This window comes from Roseospira marina (assembly GCF_014197855.1).
GTDB classification, from domain to species: domain Bacteria; phylum Pseudomonadota; class Alphaproteobacteria; order Rhodospirillales; family Rhodospirillaceae; genus Rhodospira; species Rhodospira marina.
In genome coordinates, this window is the sequence record NZ_JACIGJ010000010.1 from 12,512 (window position 1) to 37,406 (window position 24,895).

The 24,895-nt window shown below is 69.8% G+C and carries 18 protein-coding genes; 11 read left to right on the forward strand and 7 right to left on the reverse strand.

The window, feature by feature from the left end; genetic code table 11:
• The first annotated feature begins 198 nt into the window (after positions 1-198).
• From GGD82_RS13425 to GGD82_RS13435, 3 genes are all read left to right on the forward strand, one after another.
• Complete coding sequence (locus GGD82_RS13425) at positions 199-1,293, forward strand: TAXI family TRAP transporter solute-binding subunit (protein WP_150062750.1); 1,095 nt, start codon at positions 199-201, stop codon at positions 1,291-1,293.
• A gap of 71 nt (positions 1,294-1,364) precedes the next feature.
• A complete protein-coding gene (locus GGD82_RS13430) occupies positions 1,365-2,801 on the forward strand; it encodes a leucyl aminopeptidase family protein (RefSeq protein ID WP_150062751.1) in 1,437 nt (478 codons plus the stop codon).
• Positions 2,802-2,847: 46 nt separating this feature from the next.
• Positions 2,848-3,486, forward strand: a complete 639-nt coding sequence (locus tag GGD82_RS13435; RefSeq protein ID WP_150062752.1) for an MBL fold metallo-hydrolase — start codon at positions 2,848-2,850, stop codon at positions 3,484-3,486.
• Positions 3,487-3,545: 59 nt separating this feature from the next.
• Here GGD82_RS13435 and GGD82_RS13440 read toward each other — a convergent pair whose 3' ends face one another.
• On the reverse strand, positions 3,546-3,857 hold the full coding sequence (locus GGD82_RS13440) for a HigA family addiction module antitoxin (RefSeq protein ID WP_150062753.1): 312 nt from the start codon (positions 3,855-3,857) through the stop codon (positions 3,546-3,548).
• A 349-nt stretch (positions 3,858-4,206) separates the two neighbouring features.
• On the opposite strand from GGD82_RS13440, the gene GGD82_RS13445 reads away from it, so the two are divergent.
• From GGD82_RS13445 to GGD82_RS13455, 3 genes are all read left to right on the forward strand, one after another.
• On the forward strand, positions 4,207-6,537 hold the full coding sequence (locus tag GGD82_RS13445) for an ATP-dependent helicase (RefSeq protein WP_150062754.1): 2,331 nt from the start codon (positions 4,207-4,209) through the stop codon (positions 6,535-6,537).
• A 568-nt stretch (positions 6,538-7,105) separates the two neighbouring features.
• Positions 7,106-8,443: a globin-coupled sensor protein gene (locus GGD82_RS13450; RefSeq protein ID WP_150062755.1), complete on the forward strand. Its 1,338-nt coding sequence runs from the start codon at positions 7,106-7,108 to the stop codon at positions 8,441-8,443.
• 400 nt (positions 8,444-8,843) lie between these two features.
• Positions 8,844-9,890: a PocR ligand-binding domain-containing protein gene (locus GGD82_RS13455; protein WP_150062756.1), complete on the forward strand. Its 1,047-nt coding sequence runs from the start codon at positions 8,844-8,846 to the stop codon at positions 9,888-9,890.
• A gap of 107 nt (positions 9,891-9,997) precedes the next feature.
• Here GGD82_RS13455 and GGD82_RS21445 read toward each other — a convergent pair whose 3' ends face one another.
• Positions 9,998-12,118 carry a methyl-accepting chemotaxis protein gene (locus GGD82_RS21445; RefSeq protein WP_150062757.1) on the reverse strand — a complete coding sequence of 707 codons (2,121 nt, stop codon included), beginning with the start codon at positions 12,116-12,118 and terminating at the stop codon, positions 9,998-10,000.
• Between the two features lie 298 nt (positions 12,119-12,416).
• Here GGD82_RS21445 and GGD82_RS13465 point away from each other — a divergent pair, with 298 nt between their 5' ends.
• Positions 12,417-14,999, forward strand: coding sequence for a cation:proton antiporter (locus tag GGD82_RS13465; protein WP_211364788.1), 2,583 nt, complete (start codon positions 12,417-12,419; stop codon positions 14,997-14,999).
• Here the strand turns inward: GGD82_RS13465 and purD are convergent.
• On the reverse strand, positions 14,971-16,266 hold the full coding sequence (gene purD / locus GGD82_RS13470) for a phosphoribosylamine--glycine ligase (RefSeq protein ID WP_150062758.1): 1,296 nt from the start codon (positions 16,264-16,266) through the stop codon (positions 14,971-14,973). The two genes, GGD82_RS13465 and purD, sit on opposite strands and share 29 nt — an antisense overlap.
• 99 nt (positions 16,267-16,365) lie before the next feature.
• Here purD and xseA point away from each other — a divergent pair, with 99 nt between their 5' ends.
• The 4 genes from xseA (at position 16,366) to GGD82_RS13490 (ending at position 21,152) form a co-directional block, all read left to right on the forward strand.
• Complete coding sequence (xseA, locus tag GGD82_RS13475; protein WP_150062759.1) at positions 16,366-18,006, forward strand: exodeoxyribonuclease VII large subunit; 1,641 nt, start codon at positions 16,366-16,368, stop codon at positions 18,004-18,006.
• Between the two features lie 3 nt (positions 18,007-18,009).
• Positions 18,010-18,297 (forward strand): contact-dependent growth inhibition system immunity protein, encoded by a 288-nt coding sequence (locus GGD82_RS13480; RefSeq protein WP_150062760.1) that lies wholly within the window; start codon positions 18,010-18,012, stop codon positions 18,295-18,297.
• A 319-nt stretch (positions 18,298-18,616) separates the two neighbouring features.
• Positions 18,617-19,681: a cytochrome-c peroxidase gene (locus GGD82_RS13485; RefSeq protein ID WP_150062761.1), complete on the forward strand. Its 1,065-nt coding sequence runs from the start codon at positions 18,617-18,619 to the stop codon at positions 19,679-19,681.
• 187 nt (positions 19,682-19,868) lie between these two features.
• Positions 19,869-21,152, forward strand: coding sequence for an MFS transporter (locus GGD82_RS13490; RefSeq protein ID WP_246163919.1), 1,284 nt, complete (start codon positions 19,869-19,871; stop codon positions 21,150-21,152).
• Here GGD82_RS13490 and mobA read toward each other — a convergent pair.
• The 4 genes from mobA to GGD82_RS13510 are packed head-to-tail and all read right to left on the reverse strand — an operon-like array spanning position 21,097 to position 24,863.
• A complete protein-coding gene (gene mobA, locus GGD82_RS13495; protein ID WP_150062762.1) occupies positions 21,097-21,726 on the reverse strand; it encodes a molybdenum cofactor guanylyltransferase MobA in 630 nt (209 codons plus the stop codon). The two genes, GGD82_RS13490 and mobA, sit on opposite strands and share 56 nt — an antisense overlap.
• Positions 21,723-22,538: a HesA/MoeB/ThiF family protein gene (locus GGD82_RS13500; protein ID WP_150062763.1), complete on the reverse strand. Its 816-nt coding sequence runs from the start codon at positions 22,536-22,538 to the stop codon at positions 21,723-21,725. The genes mobA and GGD82_RS13500 overlap by 4 nt, the downstream gene beginning before the upstream one ends.
• A gap of 43 nt (positions 22,539-22,581) precedes the next feature.
• Positions 22,582-24,237: a c-type cytochrome biogenesis protein CcmI gene (gene ccmI, locus GGD82_RS13505; protein WP_150062764.1), complete on the reverse strand. Its 1,656-nt coding sequence runs from the start codon at positions 24,235-24,237 to the stop codon at positions 22,582-22,584.
• Positions 24,234-24,863 (reverse strand): cytochrome c-type biogenesis protein, encoded by a 630-nt coding sequence (locus tag GGD82_RS13510; protein WP_311731954.1) that lies wholly within the window; start codon positions 24,861-24,863, stop codon positions 24,234-24,236. The genes ccmI and GGD82_RS13510 overlap by 4 nt, the downstream gene beginning before the upstream one ends.
• Positions 24,864-24,895 lie beyond the last annotated feature (32 nt).

Sequence of the window (24,895 nt, forward strand, 5' to 3'; positions counted from 1 at the left end):
CGTGGGGATCTGGACACGGCCTCCGGCCGCGGAAGCGTGGCGCGAAAGACACCCGATGCGCAATTGTCACGCCCGCGCCTTTTTTTGCCCAAAAAACACCCACATCTTAGGGCAGGATGGGAGTTACGAGACGGATCGGCGCCGATTTGGGCAGGCGCAGGGGCGGCGCGCGGCGCGGCAGGGCATGGGTTGGGCACGATGGCGACGGATCGGGACGGCGACGGCACGGACGGACAGCCCCTTTCACGGCGTGCGGTCCTCGGTCGGGCGGTCGGTCTTGGCGCCGGGTTCGGCCTGACCGGGGGCCTTGCGAGTCTCGGGGCCGGTCCGCCCGCCAACGCCCAGGCTCCGGACACCGCCATCGGTCTGCGCTTCATGCGCATCGGGACCGGCTCGACCGCCGGCATGTACTTCCCGATCGGCGGCCTGATTGCCAACGCCATCAGCCGCCCACCGGGCGCGCGCCCCTGCGATAAGGGCGGAAGCTGCGGCGTGCCCGGCCTGATCGCGGTGGCCCAATCCACCGAGGGATCCGTCGATAACATCCGCCTGCTGAAGGATCACACGGTCGACCTCGCGCTCTGTCAGGCGGATATCGCGTATTGGGCGCGCACCGGCTCGGGCGTGTTCACGGACAGCGGGCCCATGCCGGAACTGCTGGCGCTGGCCCGGCTGTATCAGGAAAAAATCCATCTCGTGGTGCGCGCCGAGAGCGACATTGAGGGCGTCGAGGACCTGCGCGACCGGCGCGTGGCCGTGGGCGAGCGCGGCTCCGGCACGCTGGCCGACGCGCGCCTGCTGCTCGACGCGCATGGGCTGTCGGAGGCCGATGTGCTTCCGGTCTACGACAAGCCCGGACCGGCCGCCGATCTGCTGGTGGCCGGAGAGATCGACGCGCTGTTCTTCATCGGCGCCGCCCCGGTCGCCGTGGTCGCCGATCTGGCCCAGGCGGTGCCAATCCGGCTGATCGGTCTATCCGGGCCGCTGATCGCGCGCATGGCCGGACGGCATGCCTACCTCACCCAAGGCGTCATCCCTGGCGCGGTGTATGCTGGCATTCCGCGCGCCGTGCCCACATTGTCCGTCGGCGCGGTCCTGGTCGCCACGGACGCGATCGACGACGACACGGCCTATGGAATCGTGCGGGGCATCTGGCATCCCAACGTGCGCCACCGCTTCCTCGACGATGGCATCGGCCACGCCATGAGCGCCCGCGACGCCCCGCGGGGCACCGGCATCCCCTTGCACCCGGGCGCGCAACGGTACTACGAGGACGAAGGGCACCTGCCCTGACCGCCGCGCCGTGCCGCTTGGCCGGCGCCCCGCCCATCCCTGTCCGCCGTCTGCTCCGGAGGCTCGTTCCCATGGCCGCCCGTCCCCTGTTCCGGCCCCATCATCCGTGTCTCGGCGCCCTGATCGACCCGCCGGCCCCCGATGATGCGGCCGCCGTGCCCCTGCTGCCGCTGACCGAGACCGATCTGGCGGCCTGGTGCACCGACCAGCCGGCGGAGCGGGCCGCCTGGGTCGCGGCCAGCGGCTTTCGCGGCGCGGCGGGCTCCACCGTCTGCCTTCCCAGCGCGGACGGAAGCATCGCCGCCGTGCTGGCCGGCCTCGGCGACGGCACCGACCGCTGGGCGCTCGCCGGCCTGCCGGAGCGTCTGGCCCCGCTGTGCGTCGCGCTGCCGCCGGAGACGCCCGCCGCCGACGCCGCCGTGATCGCGGAGGCCTGGGCGCTCGGCGCCTATCGCTTCGACCGCTACAAGAGCGACGCGCCCTCCGCCCCCGCCCGTCTGGTGTGGCCCGAGGGCGTGGACCGCGCCGCTGTGGCCCGCCGCGTGGGGGCCGCCGCCCTGGCCCGGGATCTGGTCAACACGCCAGCCTCCGACCTCGGCCCGGCGGACCTCGCCGGGGTGGCGCGCGCCCTGGCGGAGCATCACGGCGCCACGCTGAACGACATCGTCGGCGACGCCCTTCTGGACGAGGGCTGGCCGGCCGTGCACGCCGTCGGCCGGGGCAGCACCCGCCCGCCCCGCCTGATCGACCTGCGCTGGGGCAACGCGGACCATCCGCGCGTCACCCTGGTGGGCAAGGGCGTGGTGTTCGATTCCGGCGGCCTGAACCTGAAGCCCTCCGCCGGCATGAAGCTGATGAAAAAGGACATGGGCGGTGCGGCTCATGCGCTCGGACTCGCCCATGCGGTGATGGACGCCGGCCTGCCGGTGCGGCTGCGCGTGCTCATCCCGGCGGTCGAGAACATGCCATCGGGCTCCGCCTTCCGCCCGCTTGACGTGCTGGAGACCCGCAAGGGCCTGACCGTCGAGGTCGGCGACACCGATGCCGAGGGCCGTCTGATCCTGGCCGACGCCCTGGCCGAGGCGGACACGGAATCCCCGGCCCTGCTGATCGACATGGCCACCCTGACCGGCGCCGCGCGGGTGGCGTTGGGACCGGACGTGCCTGCCGTGTTCACGCGGCACGACACGCTCGCCGCCGACCTGATGGCGGCGGGGGAGCAGACCGGGGAGCCGCTGTGGCGCCTGCCGCTGCACGCCCCCTATCGGCGCATGCTCGACAGTCCGGTGGCCGATCTGAGCAGCATCGGCACCGGCTCCTTCGCCGGGGCCATCACGGCGGCCCTGTTCCTGGCTGAGTTCGTCGGACCGGCCACGCCCTGGGCGCACCTCGACCTGTTCGCCTGGGCGCCGTCGTCCCGTCCCGGCCGTCCGGAGGGCGGAACGTCGCAGGCCCTCAACGCCCTGTTCGCGGTGATCGAGCAGCGGTTCGGCTCGATGGAAGAGTAAACGCCCCCCCGCCCCTTCGCCTTCGCCCGCACACAGGATCCCCGCCATGGCGCTTTCCGTCGTTGTCATTCCCGTCACGCCGTTCCAGCAGAACTGCTCCCTGATCTGGGACGACGCCACCATGACCGGCGCCTTGGTCGATCCCGGCGGCGAGGAGGATCGGTTGCTCGACGTCGCCCGCGAGAAGGGCGTGACCCTCGAGAAAATCCTGGTGACCCACGGCCATCTCGACCACATCGGCGCCGTCGGGGCGTTGGCGCGCACCCTCGGCGTACCGGTCGAGGGTCCGCAGGCGGACGACGCGTTCTGGATCGACCAGCTCGGCCAGCAGGCGCGCATGTTCGGCTGGCCGGAGACGCCCGAGCCGGTCGTCCCCACCCGGTGGCTCGACACGGGCGACACCGTCACGGTGGGCGGTGTCACGCTCGACGTGTACCGCGCCCCCGGCCACACCCCCGGTCATGTGGTGTTCGTGGACCCGAAGGCACGCGTCGCCTTCGTGGGCGATGTGCTGTTCGCGGGCTCGGTGGGGCGAACGGACTTTCCCATGTCCGATCCGCCCGCCTTGATCCGGGCGATCACCGAAACCTTGCTGCCCCTGGGCGACGACATCACGTTCGTGCCGGGGCACGGCCCGGCCTCCACCTTCGGCGACGAGCGGCAGACGAATCCGTTTTTGCGGTAGGTGGGGGAGCGGGCTGGTGCCGAATCCGGTGGGTGCGTCACACGCACCCACCGAAGGCCTTAAGCCACGTCCCGGGTCAGGCGCGGGCGCACGTCGCGTTCGATCTCCTGCGCCAGCACCTTGCCCGTGACGTGCAGGTCGAAGCGGCTTTGCAGATTCATCCAGTACAGCGGCGAGGTGCCGAAATACCGCGCCAGCCGGAGCGCCATGTCGGCGGTGATCGACCGCTGTCCGGCGAGCACATCCTCCAGCCGGTTGACCGGCAGACCAAGGTCGGCCGCCAGGGTCTCGACATCCAGGCCGTGCGGTCCCATGAACCGCTTGCGCAGGACGGTACCGGGATGCTGCGAGCTGTCGGAATGGGAAACCATACGCGGGATCCACCAGGAAAAGCCCAAGGCCGGATCACCGTGCTGCCAGGAGCACACGGGTCCGCGCCCGCCGGGGCGGGAGACCGGAACGGTCCGCGAGTCGGAGAGGCGGGCCCTTCTGTCCGCCACCACCCCACGCTAGGGGGCGGACCGGCGGAAGTCAATTTGCCCGCCGCCCGGCGCGTGGTTGCGGCCGTCCCTCGACGCCGATATGGTGGGGCCCTATCTGTTCCGCACCATATCTCGCTTGTGTTCGGGGGGGGTCGGGCGTGCCCAGGGCCGCACCGCCCCCGCCGAGTCCCCCGTGTTTCTCCTCGCCCACGTGTTTCTCCTCGCTTCCGGGACCGCTATGACCGATCCGTTCGACCTGACCGACGACGACCTGGACGCGGCGCCCGGCGATCCCGAGACCCCGCCGCCCGAGCCCCCCTGGCTGGCGGGGCTCAACCCGGAACAGCGACGCGCGGTGGAGACCCTGGACGGCCCGGTGCTGGTTCTGTCCGGGGCGGGCACCGGCAAGACGCGGGTGCTCACCACGCGGATCGCACACATCCTGCATCTGCGCCGCGCCCAGCCGTGGCGCGTTCTGGCGGTGACCTTTACCAACCGCGCCGCGCGGGAGATGCGCGAACGTCTGGCCGCCATGATCGGGCCGGTGGCCGAAAGCGTCTGGCTGGGCACCTTCCACGCCCTGTCGCTGCGCATGCTGCGCCGCCACGCCGAGAAGGTCGGCCTGCGCGACGGCTTCAGCATCCTCGACGCCGACGACCAGCTTCGGCTGCTCAAGCAGCTCATGGTCGACGCCAACATGGACCCCAAGCGCGACCCGCCCAAGGCGCTGATGGGCCGCATCCAGCGCTGGAAGGATCGCGGCCTCACCCCCGACCGCGTGCCCGACGCGGATGCGCGCGAGGGCGCCGCGCGACGCGCGCGGGAGCTGTATACGCGCTATCAAACGCGGTTGCTGGAGCTGAACGCCTGCGACTTCGGCGACCTGCTGTTGCACACCCTGGCCATCCTTCAGGCCCATCCGGACATCGCCGCCGAGTACCAACGCAAGTTCGACTACATCCTGGTGGACGAGTACCAGGACACCAACGTGGCGCAGTACCTGTGGCTGCGGCTGCTGGCCGCCGGGCACCGCAATCTGTGCTGCGTGGGCGACGACGACCAGTCGATCTACTCCTGGCGCGGCGCCGAAGTCGGCAACATCCTGCGCTTCGATACCGACTACCCGGGCGCGGCCGTGGTCCGGCTGGAGCGCAACTACCGCTCCACGCCCACCATCCTGGGCGCGGCCGCCGGGCTGATCCGGCACAACACCGACCGCCTGGGCAAGGACCTGATCGCCGCTGGGGCCGCCGCCGACGATCCGGACGTGCGCAAGGTCACGGTGCGCGGCCTGTGGGACGGCGAGGCGGAAGCCCGCTGGGTGGTCGAGGAAATCGAGGCCCTGGGCCACGAGATGCGCGGAAGCGGCAATGGCACCGGCAATGCCGCCGCCGGCACCGCCATCCTGGTCCGCGCCACCTTCCAGATGCGCGAGTTCGAAGACCGCCTGATGACCTGCGGCGTGCCCTATCATGTGATCGGCGGCCCGCGGTTCTATGAGCGGCTGGAGATCCGCGACGCACTGGCCTACCTGCGCTTGGTCGCCCAGCCCGACGACGACCTCGCGTTCGAGCGCATCGTGAACACACCCAAGCGCGGCCTGGGCGAGACCAGCCTTCAAACGTTGCAGATCATGGCCCGCGCCGCCGGCATTCCGCTCCTGGCCGCCGCCCGCGATCTGGCCGCCAGCGACGAGTTGAAGCCGCGCGCCCGCACCGCGCTGGGGGCGTTTGTCGCCGATGTGGACCGCTGGCGCGCCCTGGTCGGCGGCATGCCACCGTCCGAGGTGTGCGCCACCATCCTGGAGGAAAGCGGCTACGCCGCCATGTGGAAGGCGGATAAGAGCCCCGAGGCCCCGGGCCGGGTCGAGAACCTGGAGGAACTGGTCGGCGCGGTGGCCGAGTTCGAGACGCTCGACGCCTTCCTGGAGCACATCGCCCTGGTGATGGAGACGGAGAGCAAGGGTGCTGCCGCCGGGGTCACCCTGATGACCCTGCACGCCGCCAAGGGGCTGGAGTTCGACGTCGTGTTCCTGCCCGGGTGGGAAGAGGACCTGTTCCCGCACAAGCGCGCCCTGGACGAGGGTGGCCAGGCCTCGCTGGAAGAAGAGCGGCGGCTGGCCTATGTCGGCCTGACCCGGGCGCGCACCCGGGCGTTCGTGTCCTTCGCCGCCAACCGCCGCATCTTCAACAACTGGCAGGCCTCGATGCCCAGCCGGTTCGTCGACGAACTGCCCGACGCCTTCGTCGACAAGACCAGCGACACGGGCCTCTACGGCGCCGTGACCGCCGGCTTCGCCGAGGAGTTCGGCGGCTGGGGCACCCGCCATCCCCGCCGCACCCTGGCGGCCGGATCGGGCGGGAGCGCCGGGCGGGTGGCCCCGGGCACCGGAACCTGGAAGGTGCGCGACCGCTCCGGCGACGGCCAGGGCATCCGCGTGGGCCAGCGGGTGTTTCACCAGAAGTTCGGCTACGGCACGGTGCAATCGGCGGAGGGCGGCAAACTGGCGGTGAACTTCGAAAAAGCCGGCCGCAAGACCGTCGTCGCCGGGTTCGTCGAACCGGCGTAAATCGGGCCAGCCTAATCTGGACCGGCCTAATCCGGGCCGGCCGAGTCTCGACCGGCCCGGCTTCGATTCGGGCGCGGAAGCGCGCGTTTCGATGACTCTCGCATCACGCCCATTGCGATTGGGCGCGCGTGCGACGCCACGCTCGCGACGCACACCCCGCCCGCGCCACACGTCGGAACGCCGCTTTTTTTTCGGCGCCTCCATGCCCAACGTCATCCCTCGGACACCATGCCCCACCCCCCTGCGGCACGCGGCCCCACCCCATCGGGCCGGATCTGCGCCGCCGGAGTGCCTTGATTTCGCGGCCTTGCCGCGCCATACGATGGCCGGCGGGGGCGCGTACGCCGAGGCAAAGACCTCAACTGTTTCGCTTTCTCGATATTTTCGCTTTCTCGATATATTGCGTCAAATTTTTGAATTTGAACAGGATCGGGCCGTCCCCTATAAAGACAATAGGATAGCCGAAATCGGATTCCAGATTGGCCATCTTCTGACTTCACGCATTTCCAATGAATAAAGACATCATGATCGACAACAGATCTTGGTCTTTATTCCCAAGGAGAAAAACATGGCACGGCCGCTTGATCTCGATTTGCGCACTCGCCTCAAAGCCATGGGCCTTGATACGCCCACATGCCGTATTCTGGTGGAGTGCCGGCCTGTCATTGAAACGATTATCGATGACGCAATTCTGGAAAGCTACAAACTCATCCTGAATTATCCGGATGTTCAAAAAGCGTACTCGGGGATTCGCATCGAAGATGCGTGCGCGTCTCAGCGCAAGCACTGGCTCCATGATGTCTTTGCCGGTACGTTTGATGAACAGCAGATCCGGAATGGCGCCGATTTGTTCGCCAAGCGGCAACGCCAGGGTCTACCACTGCGCTGGTTCTTTGTGTTCTACGCCAACATGCTGCGCCGGTTCATTCTCGCCGTGCAGCCGCACTACCGGCGTGACAAAGACAAAATGCAAGCGGCAATCGATGCCCTGACCCGCGCCGTCATGTTCGAGATCGAGGTCGCGTCGGCGGCCTACATGCACTCCGCTCAGGAACAGGTTGCGGTCGCGCTCAAGGCGGCGGCCAGCGACTTCGAGCGGGAGGTGTTCGGCGTTGTCGAAGAGGTCTCCGGGTCGGTCCAGACGGTTTCGACCGCCGCACAGGTCATGATCGACGCCGCGAACACGTCGGCGCGCGAGACCAGCGACGCGGCACAGGTGGCATCCCGCACGAGCGAGAACATCGGCGCTGTCGCCTCGGCGGCGGACCAGTTGTCCGCCTCCATCCAGGAAATTTCCGGTCAGATGGGCCAGGCGACGGACATCACGGACAAGGCGGTCCAGGAAGCCCAACGGACGGACCAGCTCGTTCAGGGGCTGGCCGAGGCCGTGGGCAAGATCGGCGACGTGGTCAAACTGATCAACGACATCGCCAGCCAGACCAACCTGCTGGCCCTGAACGCAACCATAGAGGCCGCGCGCGCGGGCGACGCCGGCAAGGGCTTCGCGGTGGTCGCCAGCGAGGTCAAGAGCCTCGCCAACCAGACCTCGCGCGCCACCGACGAAATCTCCGGCCAGATCGCCGCGGTTCAGGGCGCGACCCGCGACGCCGTCGACGCGATTCAGGGCATCGGCGGGACCATTGGCAACATCAACGCGATCTCGGCCACCGTTGCGTCCGCCGTGGAGGAACAGCGCGCCTCGACCCGGGAGATCGGCCGGCGCGTGGACGAGGCGGCGCAGGGGGGCCAGCAGGTCACCGCGACGATCGAACAGGTCAACGCCCTCGCCGAAAAGACCGACGGCACGGCGCAGGAGTTGTCCATGGCGGTCGGCACACTGTCCACGCAGACCGCCCTCCTCTCCAAACAGGTCGGCCAGTTCCTGGACCGGATCCGGTCCGACTAAAGCATTGGACGTGACCGCTGACGCGCCGGACGCTCTATAGGTCTGATGTTTAGGCACATCGTCGTTGCGACCGGCTCCATATCGCTCGGGATTTGCTCTCATCCCTGCCAACGCATGAGCCGACTCTATCCATCGCCAGGCCGGTGTGACCGCACCGGCGCGGCGACGTGGCCGAGGCGAGTGAGCGGCGGGGCCCGGTCACTCGCCGATCCGAAAAAGGGTCGCGACCTGCCGCGCTACCCCCAGCACCGACCGGCGCGGCAGGTTGCACGAACAGGACAAAAGAACACACCCATTGGGCAAATCGGCCTCTGGCGTTCTCCTGATCGTCACCGGCATCCTCACACAGGGTCGGATTCTGTTCGTTCGACCACATGCGTACAAAAAAGGTGGAAACGTGATGGCCAATGCCATGCTTGCGGAGGACCCCGCGCCCCCGGCCGTCGAACTGTCGGACATCATGGAACCGCAGTTCTGGCAACGGCTCCAAGACGCCTTTTCGAAGGCGACCGGCCTCGCCGCCGTGACGGTGGATACGGAAAAACCGGTCTCCAACCCCAGCAACTTCACCCGGTTCTGCATGGACCTCGTGCGCAAGAGCCCCGAGGGCCTGCGCCGCTGCATGGAGTGTGATCTGAACGGCGGCAAGCATTCGCGCGAAACCGGCCGGCCGTCGGTCTATGACTGCCACGCCGGGCTGGTCGACATGGCCGCCCCGATCATCGTGGACGGGGAGCAGGTCGGTTCGGTGATCGGCGGGCAGGTGCTGACCCAGGAGCCCGACGAGGCGGCATTCCGCCGCTATGCCGAAGAGTTGGACATCAACCCCGACACCTACATCGAGGCGCTGCGCGCGGTTCCTCGGACGACCCGCGCCCGGGTCGAGGCGGCGGCGGATCTGCTCTATCTGATCGCCACGGAAATCGGCAATACGTGGCACCAGCAGCGCACCATCGCGAATATTTCGGAAGCAATTCATTCGGATGTCGCCGGCATCCGCGACGCCACCGGCCAACTGCAAACCGACAGCGCCGCCACCCGCTCGACCCAGACCGATCTGGAAGCAGGCATCACCGATATCCGCGCCACCCTGGAGAACATCAACGGGGTTCTGACCGGGATCCGCACCATCGCCGGGCAGACCCGCCTTCTGGGGCTGAACGCCTCCATCGAGGCGGCGCGGGCCGGACACGTCGGCCTGGGATTCAACATCATCGCGCAGGAGGTCCGGGCGCTGTCGGAGCACTCCCGCCGCACGGTGGACGAGATCGAATCCTTCACCGCCAACATCCAGGCCGACACCGAGACCATCATCGGCGCTGTCTCCACCTTGGCCACGGCGCTCGATCAGCAGGCGGCGTCCGTCGTGACACTGGAGGACGTGTGCGACCGCATCTCCCGCGACGCCATGGAAATCGGCGCCCTGGTCCAGAAGCGCCGGGACTGAAACCCTGACCCGTGAAGCGCCCCCGCACGGGCGCGCTCCCGTGCGGGACGGGGGCCGACCGGATCGGGGTGTCCCCCCGGTGCCCCTGGCGCCCACGCCTGCCGGCGTTACGACGCCAGCCGCACGGGCGTGGGGTCGGACTCGGTCGTCGAGGCGCGCACCACCCGGGTAACCGTGGTGCCGAAGTTGGTCACGGCCTCGTTCACCTCCCGCGACACCGTCTCCACCGTGTCGGCCGAGGCCTTGGCTCCGCTCGCCTCGTCGGCCACCGCCTCGATCAGGCGCGCGATCTCCTGCGTCATCTCGGTGCTTTGCTGGACGTTCGAGGCGATATCGCGAGTCGCCGTCATCTGTTCCGCGATCGCCTCGGCCACCGACCGGGTGATGGTGTTCATCTCCTCGATCGTGCCGCCGACGCCGCTGATGGCGGTGGCGGCCTGCCGCGAGACGGTCTGGATCTCCGACACGCGGGTCTGGATGTCGTTGGTCGAGCGTGCGGTCTGCTGGGCCAGCGATTTGACCTCGCTGGCGACCACCGCGAAGCCCTTGCCGGCGTCCCCCGCCCGGGCCGCTTCGATGGTGGCATTCAGGGCGAGCAGGTTGGTTTGATCGGCGATCTCCCCGATCAGCTTCACGACCTCGCCGATGCTGTCGCCGACGTCGCTCAAGCGGCCGACAACATCCTGGGTTTCCCGCGCCCGATCCACCGCCGTGTTGGCGATGTCCGCCGACTGGCGCACCTGCCCGCTGATGCGCTGGATCGAGGCGGCGAGCTGTTCCGCCGAAGCGGCCACGACCTGCGCGTTGGCCAGCGCCTGCTGCGTGGCCGTCGCGACGTTCGCGGCGTTGGTCGACACCCGCTCCGAGGACGCCTTGAGATGTTCGGCATCGCTGGTCAGGGTTTCGGCCAGGGCGCCCACCGCGTCCAGCGCCGCCTGGCTGGACGTTTCGATCGTGTCAGCCATCTCCCGCAGGGCCTGCCGCTGGTCGTCCTTGGCGCGCTGTTCCGCGCGCGCCTGTTCCTCGCGCAGGACATTGCGCTCCCGCGCGGCCTCCCGCAGCATCGCCAGCGTTTGCGCGAGCCGACCGATCTCGTCCGTGCGCTGCTGGCCGGTGATCGGCGCATCCAGATTCCCGGCGGCGACGGCCTCCATCGCCGCGGTGGTCCGCTGGATCGGCCGCGCGATTCCGCGCTGCGCGAACAGGGCGGCCCCGGCCACGGCGCCCAGGGACAGCGCCCCCATCGCGCCGGCGAGCCAAAGCTGACCGAAGGCCCGGTCGATCCCCTCCGCGATCGCGTCCACCACGGCGGCGGCGGCCGCTTCACCCGCCGCCCCAGTTGCGGCAATGCCGCGAGTCGCGGCCGCCAGCCACTCCGACGTCGTGACCGGATAGGCCCCGAAGCTCGACCCCGCCGCGTACACCGAATCGCGGGTGGCGACAAAACTCTCGTCGAACACCGCCCGGGCGTCCTGGACCGCGGTCGCGACAGTGGGGGAGAGTTGCCCCGCCCGCAGCAGGGCCGAGGCCCAGGTCGCCTCGATCACGCCGTCCGTCCGGTAGGCGGTTTCCTGCACCTGCCGCGTCAGCAGCGCCTTGGCGGCGATGACGCCCGCCAAAGTGCCGCGCTGACGCCCGGCGTACTCCGCGATCTCCCACAGTTCGGACCGCAGCTCGAACGATGTGACCAGATGGGGCGGGATCGACTCGGGCAGGGCGTTTTCCAGCGCCATGTTCAACGCCCCGGTCGCCATGATCAGGGCGGTCATACCCTGATCCCAGCTCTTGAGATGATCGCCGACCGCCCCGCCGTCGCGTGCCGCCATGACGGCATCGAGATCCTGACGGAGGGCGTTGACGGTCTCGCGGTGCCCCTCAACGGCGGACAGATACGGCCCAAGCGCGGACGTGTCCAACGCCCGGGCATGCTCCAAGGCCTCGCTCAGGCCGGTCATCGCCTCGGCGCGCGCGCTGTTCACCATCGCGATGGTGTCGGGGTCGGCCCCGGACAGGTCGTTGAGCACGCTGATGGCGGCACTGCGCTCGACGGCGAGCCCGGTGGCCGCGTCGACCAGGATCTGGGCCGCCGTGTTGATCCGTTCTGCGGTATAGTTGTCCTGGACACCCCGCCACGCGCCCCATCCGGTTAGACCTGCCTCGATCAACAGCCCGAGACTTAAGATGCCCACAATTGCCCCGATCTTGTGGGTGAGAGATAACTGGAACACGCGGTGCCTCCTCCCTGACGCATCACCCTGTTCATTCTTTTGTTCGCATTTTATTTTATTTTGCTCTTTTGACTCGGCCCGTCTTCGCGAACCAAGCTTATGCCAATCCCATATATGTTTTAGGCCTGTCAACACGATAGTCGGATTGGCGTCGCCACTTTACAGCTTTGCCGCGCAGCGCGATCTTTACTTTAAGGTATTTAAATAATATATTTTTACCCTATACGTGCCTCTCCACGTCTGCGCTCGATCCCGACGGCCCCGCCCCAGCCGCCCTGCGCCGCCCGGTCGGAAACCGGTGGGGAAGTCGCTTCTCAAGCCCCGCGATTCCCGGTATGTCGACGTCATGGACATTATTGTTCTGACCACCATCATTGCGGCCCTTTTCCTGCTGATCGCGGTGGCGGAACCGCTGGCCGGGCGCGTCCGGCTGCCCTACAGCGTCATCCTGGCCGGGCTCGGTATCCTGGTCGGTGCCGGCGCCGTCTTCTTCCTGCGCACGACGCTGACCGACGCCCTGAACCCGGTGGCCGAGGCGATCCTGGACCTGCCGATCCGGTCGAACGTGTTCCTGTACGTCTTCCTGCCGACCCTGCTGTTCCAGGTCACACTGGGGGTCAACGTGCGGCGGATGATGGACGACTGGGTGCCGATCCTGGTTCTGGCCGTGGTGGCGGTGGTGGTCGCCACGCTGTCGGTCGGGTCCGCGCTGGCCTGGGCGAGCGCCCTGCCGCTGACCGCCTGCCTGCTGGTCGGCTCCATCGTCTCCACCACCGACCCATCGGCGGTGGTGGGCATTTTCCGCTCCATCGCCGCGCCCCGCCGGCTCGCCCGCATCATCGAGGGCGAGAGCCTGCTGAACGACGCGGCAGCGATCGCCCTGTTCGGCCTGTTCATGGGCTTCGTCATGCTAGGTGTGCCGAACCCGACGCTGACGGACGGGCTGACGCGGTTTCCGGTGCTCATCGCGGGGGGCGCGGTCACGGGGTGGGTCGCGGCGCGCATTGCCGTGTGGGTCATGGCCCTGTTCAGCCGCTACGCCCTGGCGCAGATCTCCGTCTCGGTCGCCCTGCCCTACCTCGCCTATATCGGCGCCGAGCAGAGCGTGGGCGCCTCGGGCGTGATCGCCGTGGTCGTGGCGGGGCTGACCCTGAACGTCGCCGGCCCCGGGCGCCTGGGGCCGACCGCCTGGGGCAACCTGCGCGAAGTCTGGGATCTGCTCGCGCACTGGTCCGGTGCGCTGATCTTCATTTTGGCCGCGCTGCTGATCCCGCGCCTGCTGGAGGAAATCCGGCTCGACGACGTGGTCCTGATCGCCGTGGTGACCGGCGCCGCCATCGCCGCCCGGGCACTGATCCTGTTCGGCCTGCTGCCCCTCATGTCGGCGGCGCGAATTTCGCCGATGATCGAGCCGCCGTATCGCGTCGCCATCCTGTGGGGCGGCCTGCGGGGCGCGGTCACGCTGGCCTTGGCGCTGGCCGTCACCGAAAGCCGGCTGGTGCCGGACGAAATCAAGCGGTTGGTCGGCATCCTGGCAACGGGGTTCACGCTCTTCACCCTGATCGTGCAGGGCACGACCCTGCGCGTCGTCATCGGCTGGCTCGGGCTCGACAAGCTCTCGCCGCTGGATCAGGCGCTGTCCGGACAGGTCATCGCGGTCGCGTTGCAGACCGTGCGCGAGGACGTGGCGACCATGACGGACACCTACCAGCTGACCCACGACATCGTCCGCACGGAAGCCAAGCGCTTCGGCGACCACCTGGACGAGGCCGTGCAAGCGGCCGAAGCCAACGCCGAGATCCTCGACCGCGACCGGGTCACCCTGGGCCTGCTGGCGCTGGCCGGCGCGGAGCGCGACACCCTGTTCGCCCTGATGCGCGACCGGATGATCCCCGCCCGGCTGGCCGACGATCTGCTGTCGCATGCCGACCACCTGATCGAGGCGACCCGCGCCAACGGCAGCGCCGGCTATGAGCGCGCGGCCAAGGCCGGCTTGGGCTATGGGCGGGCGTTCCGGACCGCCGTGTTCCTGCACAACCGGCTGTGGCTTTCCGCGCCGCTGGCGCGCATGACCGCCGCCCGCTTCGAAAGCCTGCTGTCGCAACGCATGCTGCTGCGCGACCTGGACCGCTTCATCGACCGGCGCATCCGCCGCATTCACGGGCGCGGTGTGGCGGACCACCTGCACGGCCTGCTGGCCAAGCGGGAGGAGGCCGTAACCACCGCCATCGAGGGCCTGCGCCTGCAATATCCCGGGTATGCCGAAACCCTAGAGCGCAGCATCATCCGCCGCACCGCCCTGCGCCTGGAAGAACGCGAGTACGCCGCCATGCGCGAGGACGGCCTGATCGAGGCCGAGCTGCACACCGCGCTGATGCAGGACCTTGAGACGCGACGGCAGGCGGTGGAGGAGCGGCCGCGCCTGGACGTGGTGATGCAGCGCGAGGACCTGATCCGTCGCTTCCCGCTGTTCGCCGACCTGGACGACACGATCCGGAAGCGTCTGAGCCGCACGCTGGTCACCCGCCACGCCGATCCGGGGGAGGTGCTCATCCGTAAGGACAGCGCGGCGCACAGTGTCTACTTCATCGCCTCGGGCGCGGTGGAGGTGGAGACCGCCGGCCAAACCTGGCGCCTGGGCCGGGGCGAGATGTTTGGACAGATGGCGATCCTGACGCACAAGCCGCGCCGCGCGGACGTGCGGGCCATCGCGCCGTCGACGCTGCTGGTGCTGGACGATACGCGGTTTCGCCGCCTGCTGCGGCGCAGCCCGACGCTTCAGGCCGCCGTACGGGAAAGCGGCGAGAAGCGGGGCGTTGATCCGGCTCTTCTGCTGGCGGATACGGCCGACCTTAGCGAGGACCGCCCTCCCGGGCGATAGCGCGCCAGCCGATATCACGCCGGCAAAAGCCCTCCGGCCAGTCCAGCCGGTCGATGGCCGCGTGGGCACGAGCTTGGGCTTCGGCCACGCTCGCCCCCAGCGCGGTCACCCCCAGCACGCGCCCGCCGGCGGCCAGCACGGCCCCATCCGGCCCCGCCTTGGTGCCGGCGTGGAAGACGGTTACGCCGTCCACGGCCCCGGCCGCGTCCAAGCCACCGATCACCGAACCCTTCTGATAGGCGCCCGGATACCCGTCGGCGGCCATCACCACCACCAGCGCGGCCTCGTCGCGCCAACGCGGCAGCGGCCCGTCCTCCAACCGGCCATGCGCGGCGGCCTCCAGCAAATCGAGCAGGTCGCCGTCCAGGCGGACCATCAGCGCCTGACACTCCGGGTCCCCGAAGCGCACATTGAACTCCAGCACCTTCGGCCCGGCGTCGTCGATCATCAGGCCGGCGAAAAGGATGCCCTTGAACGGCGTGCCGGCGGCGGCCATGGCGTCGATGGTGGGCTGCACGATCTCCGTCATGATGCGCAGTTCCATCGCCGGATCGACCACGGGCGCCGGGGCATAGGCGCCCATGCCGCCGGTGTTGGGGCCGGTGTCGCCCTCCCCCACCCGCTTATGGTCCTGGGCGGCGCCGAGCGACACAGCCGTCGTTCCGTCGCACAGGGCGAAGACGCTGGCCTCCTCGCCCCGCAGCCATTCCTCGATGACGATGGCGGCCCCGGCGGCGCCGAATGCGCCCTCCGACAGCATGGCGTCCACGGCGGCGAGGGCTTCGGACTCCGTCTCGCACATCAGAACACCTTTGCCGGCGGCCAGACCATCGGCCTTCACCACCAGCGGCGCGCCGGTCTCCATCACATAGGCTTTGGCGGCCTCAGCGTCGGTGAACGCCTGAAAGCGCGCCGTGGGCACACCGGCGCGATCCAGCACCGCTTTCATGAACGCCTTGGAGCCCTCCAACTGGGCGGCAGCGGCGGAGGGACCGACGGCGGCGATACCGGCGGCTTCCAGCCGGTCGACGAGGCCGGCCACCAGCGGGGCCTCCGGCCCGACCACCACGAGGTCAATGGCGTGGGTGGCGCAGGCGCTCAGGATGCCGTCCAGGTCCTCCGCCCCCACATCGGGCAGACAGGCCGCCACCGACGCGATGCCCGCGTTGCCGGGCGCGCACCACAGCCCACCGCAGCGAGCCGAACGCCGCAAGGCCCAACACACCGCGTGCTCGCGTCCACCGCCACCGACCACCAGGATATTCATGCCGCTGTCCCTCGTTCCGCCCAATCCGTCCGCCCGTTCCGTCCGCGGAGTGCGTCTGGCGCTTTGCGCCGGGCGCCGTGTGTAGCATACCATCGCGCCATGACCCCAGACTCACGGACATCTTCACCGGGCTCCCGCGAGACCGGTCCTGAAACCACGACGGCACACAACCTGCCGGAGTTGAGCGTCTCCGACCTGTCGCAGGCGCTGAAGCGCACGGTCGAGGACGCCTTCGGCCGCGTGCGTGTGCGCGGCGAGATCAGCCAGCCGAAGATCCCCGGCTCCGGCCACTGCTATCTGCGCCTGAAGGACGACGGCGCGGTGCTGGACGGCGTGATCTGGCGCGGCACGATGGCGAAGCTGTCGCTGCGCCCCGAAGAGGGGTTGGAGGTGGTCGCCACCGGCCGCCTGACCACCTACCCCGGGCGGTCGAGCTATCAGATCATCATCGAGTCGCTGGAGCTGGCCGGCGAGGGCGCGCTGCTCAAGATGCTGGAGGAGCGCAAGCGCCGCCTGACCGCCGAGGGCCTGTTCGCGGCGGAGCGCAAACGCCCCCTGCCCTTCCTGCCCCGGGTGGTGGGTGTCGTGACGTCGCCCACCGGCGCCGTGATCCGCGACATCCTGCACCGGCTGGGCGACCGCTTCCCGGTGCATGTGCTGGTCTGGCCGGTGCGTGTGCAGGGCGACGGCGCGGCGGAGGAAATCACCGCCGCCATCCAGGGGTTCAACACGCTGACGGCGGACGGGGCGGTGCCGCGCCCAGACGTGCTGATCGTGGCGCGCGGCGGTGGCAGCCTGGAAGACCTGATGGCGTTCAACGAGGAAAGCGTGGTGCGCGCCGCCGCCGCCTCCGCCATTCCTCTGGTCTCGGCGGTCGGGCATGAGACCGACACCACCCTGATCGACTTCGCCGCCGACCTGCGCGCCCCCACCCCGACCGGCGCCGCCGAGATGGTGGTGCCGGTGCGCCTGGACCTGATGGCCCAGGTGACCGACGACGGTCGCCGCCTGCTCGGCGCCATGGGGCGCCTGTTGGAGGATGGCGACGCCCGCCTAACCGGCCTGTTGCGCGGCCTGCCCGACCCGGTGCGGTTGATCGAGGATCAGACCCAGCGCCTGGACGACCGCGCTCAACGCCTGGACCTCGCATGGCCCGCCTTGCTGGAGCGCCGCCAGGCCGAGGTCGACCGCCTGTTCGCCCGCCTGCGCAGCCCGCGCGAGGTGGTGGCCTTGCGCGCCAGCGAGGTGGGGCATCTGCGCGGAGCTCTGGACGGCGCGGCCCGTCGGGCCGTGGACGCCCGCGCGCAGGCGCTCGACCACCTGTCCGCCCGCCTGCGGCCGGAGCCGCTGGTCCGGGACGCCGACCGCAAAGCCGCCGACGTGGCACGACTGTCCGGCGCGCTGGAGGGCGCCGCGACGCGGACCCTGGACGAGACCGCACGCCGCCTCGCCACCGCCGGCAAGCTGCTGGAAAGCTATTCGTTCCGCTCCGTCCTGGACCGGGGCTTCGCCCTGGTTCGCGATGCCGACGACCGGCCGGTGACGGCGGCGGCCGCGCTGAGACCCGGGCAGAGCGTGGCGCTGCAATTCGCGGATGGGCGCGTGGACGCCACCGTGCGCGGCGAGGACGGCACACCACCGCCGTCATCCCCGCCACCTGCCGCCGCGCCGAAACGCCGCGCCGCGTCCACGAAGAAACCGCGCGACGGCCGCCAGGGTTCGCTGCTGGACGGACTGTGAGGGATGGCCGCGTTTCCACACCTCGATCAGCTTTTCGGCGGCTATCTCCACCAGGATTTCGACGCGGTCCACGGATCCTTCGAAGAGGCCGTGGCCGACTTTGCCCGCACGGATCCGTCCCGCGTTGAGCCCCTGCGGCAGGAGATGACGCGTTTCCTCGCCCACTACGGCGCGGACGCCGATGCCGAATACACCCGGCGCTACGGCGGAGACATCGCGCTCGCGGCGCCGGACGAGACCGCCGCCGCCCTGTTCGGGGAGATCGACGCGCTTCTGGTCGCGGCCCGTTAACACCACCACCCCCTCCATACCCGCCGACCCACTCGGACTCGTATCAAGACCAGGACGGATTTGCGGCAGGTCAATGCCCGCAGTCTCGAATTGGTCTAATGACACTCTAGGCGAGCCGGAGGGGCCGGGAGCGCGCCTCATCCCCCCCAATTCGTCCACACCGGCGTACGTCCCGTGCGCCGGAACTGAAGGGTGTCCCGCGGCTCCGGAGGGGCCGGTCCGGGACGGGGAACGCACCAACCGCCAGAAGAGTCGTCCCGACCCTTCCCAATCATGCCCTGTGCACACCCATGTCCGCACAAAACGAGAGGACAGGACCATGACTCCGATGAAGACGGGCCTTCTGCTGGCCGCCGGAACGCTGTTCTTAGCCGGTGGCGCCTCGGCTCAGACGATCGACGACTCCGCTCTTCTGGAACAAGCCACCGCGCTGTTTTCGCCCATCCCGCATATGATCCCGAAAATCAACGACAATGCGGTGACCAAGGAGAAGATCGAACTCGGCCGCATGCTGTTCTTTGATCCGCGCCTGTCGTCCAGTCACCTCCTGTCCTGCAACACCTGCCACAACCTCGCCATGGGCGGGGATGACAATCTTGAAACCTCCATCGGTCACGGCTGGCAGGCGGGCCCGCGCAACGCCCCGACCGTGTACAACGCGGTGCTGAACGTCGCCCAGTTCTGGGACGGCCGCGCCGAAGATCTCAAGACCCAGGCCAAGGGGCCGATCCAGGCCGGTGTCGAGATGAACAGCCGCCCGGACGTCGTCGTCGCCACGTTGAAGTCGATGCCGGAATACGTCGCGCACTTCGACCGCGCGTTCCCGAACGAGGACGACGCCGTCACCTTCGACAACCTCGCCCGCGCCATCGAGGCGTTCGAGGCCACCCTGCTGACCCCCGCCTCCCCGTTCGACCAGTACCTGGAAGGCAACACGAACGCGATGACCGAGCCGCAGAAGCGCGGCCTGAAGACCTTCATCGATACCGGCTGCATCGCCTGCCATTCGGGCGTGAACGTCGGCGGCCAGTCGTACCACCCGTTCGGCGTGGTCGAGCAGCCGGGCTCCGACATCCTGCCGCCAGACGACAAGGGCCGCTTTTCCGTCACCGAAACGGCGACCGACCAATACGTGTTCCGCGCCCCGGCGCTACGCAACGTGGCGCGGACCGCGCCGTACTTCCACTCCGGCCGGGTCTGGGACCTGAAGCAGGCCGTGGCCGTGATGGGCGTGTCCCAGCTTGGCGAAGAGCTGAACGCGCAGCAGGTCGATGACATCGTGGCCTTCCTGACGGCGCTGAACGGGGAAATCCCCGAAACCGTCGTGCCGCAGCTTCCGGCCAGCACGGCCGACACGCCCCGTCCGATGCCGATGGACGAATAAGCGTCCGCATACCCGCGCGGCTTCGCCCATGAGCCGTGACCGATGCGCCCCCGACCCGTGCGGTCGGGGGCGTTTTTGGTGGATGCGGGGCGTTCGGGTCCAGCGACGCGGCACGATCCGCCCTAGCGGGGGCGGCGGGCCCCGGTGTACGGAAGGAGGCAACGCTCACCGCGAGGACCGCTTTCCCGTGACCAGCCCCGATCCCAGACGCGGCGTTCCGCCCCACTTGATCATCCTGTCCAGTTGCGCCGGTCTGGTGCTGACCATGATTGGCGTGTTCGCGTTCGCCGCCCTGCTACCGGCGTTCATGGCCGAATGGGACCTGACCAACACCCAGGCCGGATGGCTCGGCGGGATCCTGTTCGCCGGCTACGCGGGGGCCGCCCCGATCCTGGTGGCGCTGACCGACCGCATCGACGCGCGCCGCGTGTTCATGGCCGGCGCGTTCCTGGCCGGCGTGGCGAACCTCGCCTTTGCGCTGGTCGCCGACGGATTCTGGAGCGCCCTGGTGTTGCGCGCCCTGGCCGGAGTCGGCCTCGCGGGCACCTACATGCCGGGCCTGCGGGTGCTGGTGGACCGCATCACCGCCGCGCGGCGGGCCGGGGCGGTGCCGCTGTTCACCGCCTCGTTCAGCCTGGGCAGCGCCATATCCTACCTCGTCCCGGTGCTGGTCGCCGAACTGGCGGGCTGGCGCGGCGCCTTCACGGTGGCCGGCATCAGTGCCCTCGCCGCCGTAGCGGTGATCGGCTGGATGCCCGCGCGACCCCCCGAACAGCCTGAGGACAGCGGCGCGGGAGCCCTCCTGGACTTCCGCCCGGTGTTCGCGAGCCGGCCGACGATGGGCTACGCGCTCGGCTATGTCGCGCACATGTGGGAGCTGTTCGCCTTCCGCGCCTGGATCGTGGCGTTCCTGGGCTTCGCCGCCGTTCTGCCCGGCGCCCCCGGGACCGGCCCCGCCATCGGCGGCGCGGCGGGCCTGCTGGCGCCGGGCGTGGTCGCCACCTGGGGAGCGCTGGTCGCCATGGCGTGCAGCATCGGTGGCGCGCGGATCGCCACCCGGTTCGGGCGCGCCGGCACCACGCAGGTCTACATGGCGACCTCGGCGCTCATGGCGCTGGTGTTCGGCTGGCTGGCGGGGCTGCCCTATCCCCTGCTCGCCGGTCTGGCGATCGTCTATGCGGGCCTGATCCAGCTCGATTCCGCCGCGCTGACCACAGGCGCGGTGGAGACCGCCCCCGCCGGCCGGCGCGGGGCCACGCTGGCGGTGCACTCGCTGCTGGGCTTCGGCGCCGCGTTCCTGGGGCCGCTGGGCTTCGGGATCGTGCTGGATCTGGCCGGCGGTCGGGAGTCGATGACGGCGTGGGGCATCGCGTTCGGGATGCTGGGGGTGATCGGCCTGCTCGGCATTCCGCCGCTCAGGATGGCGCGGCGGTCCAGGCACGGGCCCGCGTCAGTTCCTCCGGCGTGTTGATGTTGAGAAACGGATCGACGGGCGCCACCGGCCAGTCGACGACCGCGACGGGATAGCGCGCGGTCCAGGCGTGGACGGCCCGCAGGCCCTCCTGGCTCACGGCGCGCCGCAGGTCCGCCGCCAGCGCGACCGGCCACAGCGCGACGACCGGATGGACCCGCCCCCCGGAGGTCGCCATGGCGATCGTGGCGCCCTCCACCTCGCGCGCGGCCCGCAACCGGGCCAACAGGTCGCGCGGCAGGCATGGTCCATCGCAGGGCACCGTTACCGCCGCCTCCACGTCCGGCGCGTGGTCGCGGACCCATTCCAGCACGGCCAGGATCCCGGCAAGCGGCCCGGCCCGGCCGCCCTCGGGCTCGGCCACGGAATCGCCCACCACAGGCAGATCAAAAGGCGCGAAGCGGGCCGGATCGCCCGACGCCACCAGCACCACCGGCCCGGGCCAGGGGCGGAGGCGATCAAGCGCATGCCCCAACACCGGGCGACCGTCGCCCAGGGGCAGCAGGGCCTTGTCCGCGCCGCCGAGCCGGCGGGCCGCGCCGCCCGCCAGGATGCCCAGCGCGGTTGTGGTCATGAGGGGGGCGCCGCCGCGCCGGTCCCGGCCCGGTGGATCGACAGGTCCGTGATGGTCGGCGCGGTGCCGCACAGCGGGCAGGTCGGATCCGGCTTCACGGTAACCGTGCGGAAGCCGCCCTCCAGCGCATCGTGGATCAGCAGGCGCCCGGCCATGGACCGGCCGATGCCCAGAATCTCCTTCAGCGTCTCGGTCGCCTGCAGCGTACCCATGACTCCGGAAACGGCACCGAGAATGCCCGCCTCCCCGCAGGACGGCACCATGTCCGGGGGTGGCGGCGCGGGGAAGATGCAGCGGTAGCAGGGGCCGCCCGCGTGGGTCTTGTAGACCGAAAGCTGGCCGTCGAAGCGCAGCACGGCCGCCGACACCAGCGTCTTGCGGGCGAAGTGGCAGGCGTCGTTGAGCAGGAAACGGGTCGGGAAGTTGTCGCTGCCGTCGCAGACCAAGTCATAGCCCGCCAGCAGATCCTCGACCGTATCGATGGTCAGGCGGGTCGGGTGCGGCACCAGCCGGACGTCCGGGTTCAGGCGCGCCACGGCGCGGCGCGCGCTCTCCACCTTTGGCTGACCTACCGTGTCGCCGCCGTGCAGCACCTGCCGTTGCAGGTTGGAGACGTCCACCGTGTCTGGATCGACCACGCCGATGGCGCCGACCCCGGCCGCCGCGAGGTACAGGATCAGCGGCGAGCCGAGCCCGCCGGCGCCGACCACGAGAACGCGGGCCCCCAGCAAACGCGCCTGCCCTTCCCCGCCGACCTCGCGCAGCACGATGTGACGGGCGTAGCGGCGGATCTGCTCCTCGGAAAACTCCATGGGCGGGACGCGCTCCGTCGTCATAAGGGGCCGGAGGACCGGTCTACTGGGTCGGTTCCGGGTCCGGGCTCGGTTCCCGTTCTGGCAGGGAGTCGAGCTGGCGCTGGATCGCCGCCCGGGCCGGCTGGTCGGCCGGAATCCGGTCCAGAAGCTGCTGCCACAGTGTGCGCGCCCGCGCGACGTCACCAGCGCGCGCCGCGCCGAGGCCAACGAAGTAGAGCGCCTTGGGGTTGTCCGGCTCAATCTCCAGGATTTTGGCGAACAAGCCAAAGACCTCGTCGGGCGGCTCGGTCGCGCCGGACGCCTGCCCGGCCGCAATCAGAACGTCGGCATGGTGCTCCAAGATATCGGGTTCGTCCGGCGCCTGTTCCACCGCGCGGGCGCTGGCGACCACCGCCTCGTCCCACCGCCCCAGCACGCCGTAGGACTTGGCCAGACGCAGCCAGCCGTCCACATCCTCGGGGTTTTCCTCCAGGCGGGCGGCGAGGCCGTCCACCATGCCCTCGATCATCGCCCGCTCGTCCGGCGAGACGTCAAGGCCCGCCGGTCGGTCCGATCCCGGCCCGGTGGCCTCGGCCGCGTCGTCGCCCTCCGCGCCTGTATCGGCCGCGCCGTCATCGTCTGATGGAGGGTCCGTGGCCGCGTCGGCGGCGGTGTCTGCGTCGTCGTCGGGGGCGGGGGCCTCCACCCGCTCCACGGGCGCACCGTCTTCCAGGTCGAGCGGATGCGCGGGCTTCACCGTCGCGGGCGGAATCTCGTTCTGCTGCGCGACCATGGCCATGCTCTGCCGCACCATGCCCAGCCAGGGCGCATTCGCGGGCGAGCCGGCCACCAGATCGCGCCAGATGGCCAGCGCGCGCACCGGATCGCCCTCCTGCGCCGCCGCCATACCCAGATAGAAGCGGGCGCGCGGCTCGGTGCGGTCCTCACGCAGGGCATCCAGGAACAGGGTGCGCACGTGCGCGGACACGCGGCCCTCCTGGCTCAGCAGCAGGGATTCGCCCAGTTCAGCCAGCACGGTGGCTTGCGTCGGCCCCGACACACCGAGGTCCCGGGCTTTTTCCAGCGCATTGACGGCGCGGGCGTGTTGTTCGGCGCGGCGATAGGCGCGGCCCAGCTCAAACCACGCCTGAGCGTCCTCCGGCCGCTGCTCGACCACCGCCCGCAACGTTTCGATGGCGTTGCGCAGCTCGGCCGGCAGCGCCTCCAGGCTTTCCTGTTCCACCTGGGCGATGCGTTGTGCATGCGGCTGGCCCGGCAGCATGGGAGAACCGATGATGAGGTAAAGCGCCAGCGCGCCCATGGGCACCACGGCCAGCACGCCAGCAAGCGTCGCAATACCCCAGGGGCCTTGTTCGATGGCGCGCGGGATCAGATCCAGGAAGCGGATGGGCGGTTGCTGAGACGTGCCCGACCCCACATCGCCCGACGCATCGCCGTCCCCGGCGGCGGCATCCGGACCGGCGGCCGCGAGCATGCGACGCTGCACCTCGAGCCGGGCGGCGGCCGCCTGTTCCTCGGACAGAAGGCCGCGCGCAAGGTCGCGGTCGATCTCCGACAGCTGGTCCCGGTACACGGTCATGTCGTATTCGGCGCGGTCCGGCTCGGCCTTATCGTCGTTCCGCAGCAACAGCGGGAACATCAGCATAGCCATGACCAGGGCGGAGAAGACGGCGACAATCAGCCACAGCAAAATCATACCGCGCCCCCCCGACCCGCGCCGTCGTCGTCCTTGGACCCCTCCGACTCGTCGATAAGGGCCTGAAGGCGCGCCTGCTCCGCCGCACTCAGGGGCGGCGGGGACGGCGGCGCGGCCGCACGGCGCCGATAGAATGACACCGCCGCCGCCGCCGCCGCCGCGAGGATCAAGGCCGGCCCGAACCACAGGACATAGGTCGTGGGCTTGAATGGCGGTTTCAGCAGCACATAGTCCCCGTAGCGGTCGACGAGGTACTGTTTGACCTCCTCGTTGCTATCGCCTTGCTCGATGCGGTCGCGCACCAGCAGGCGCATGTCCCGGGCCATGTCGGCGTTCGATTCGTCGATGCTCTCGTTCTGGCAGACCACACAGCGCAGGTCGCGGCTGACCTCGCGCGCGCGCGCTTCAAGGGCCGGATCGTCAAGCATCTCGTCGGGCTCGACCGCCCAGCCCGGCGTCGGCGCGACCGTGGCCAGCGCCACTCCCAGGACCCCCGCAAGCGCCAACGCCCGCACGGCCGCGCCATACCGGAACGCCCGGCACGGCACCGCGCCCTGTCCGCGCCGGGCGCGCGTGTCACCGCCGGCCAGACGGGCACGGCGCTCCGCATCGAACAAAAAAGGCACGAGGCGGCCCGGTCTCATCTGTTCTGCCGGTT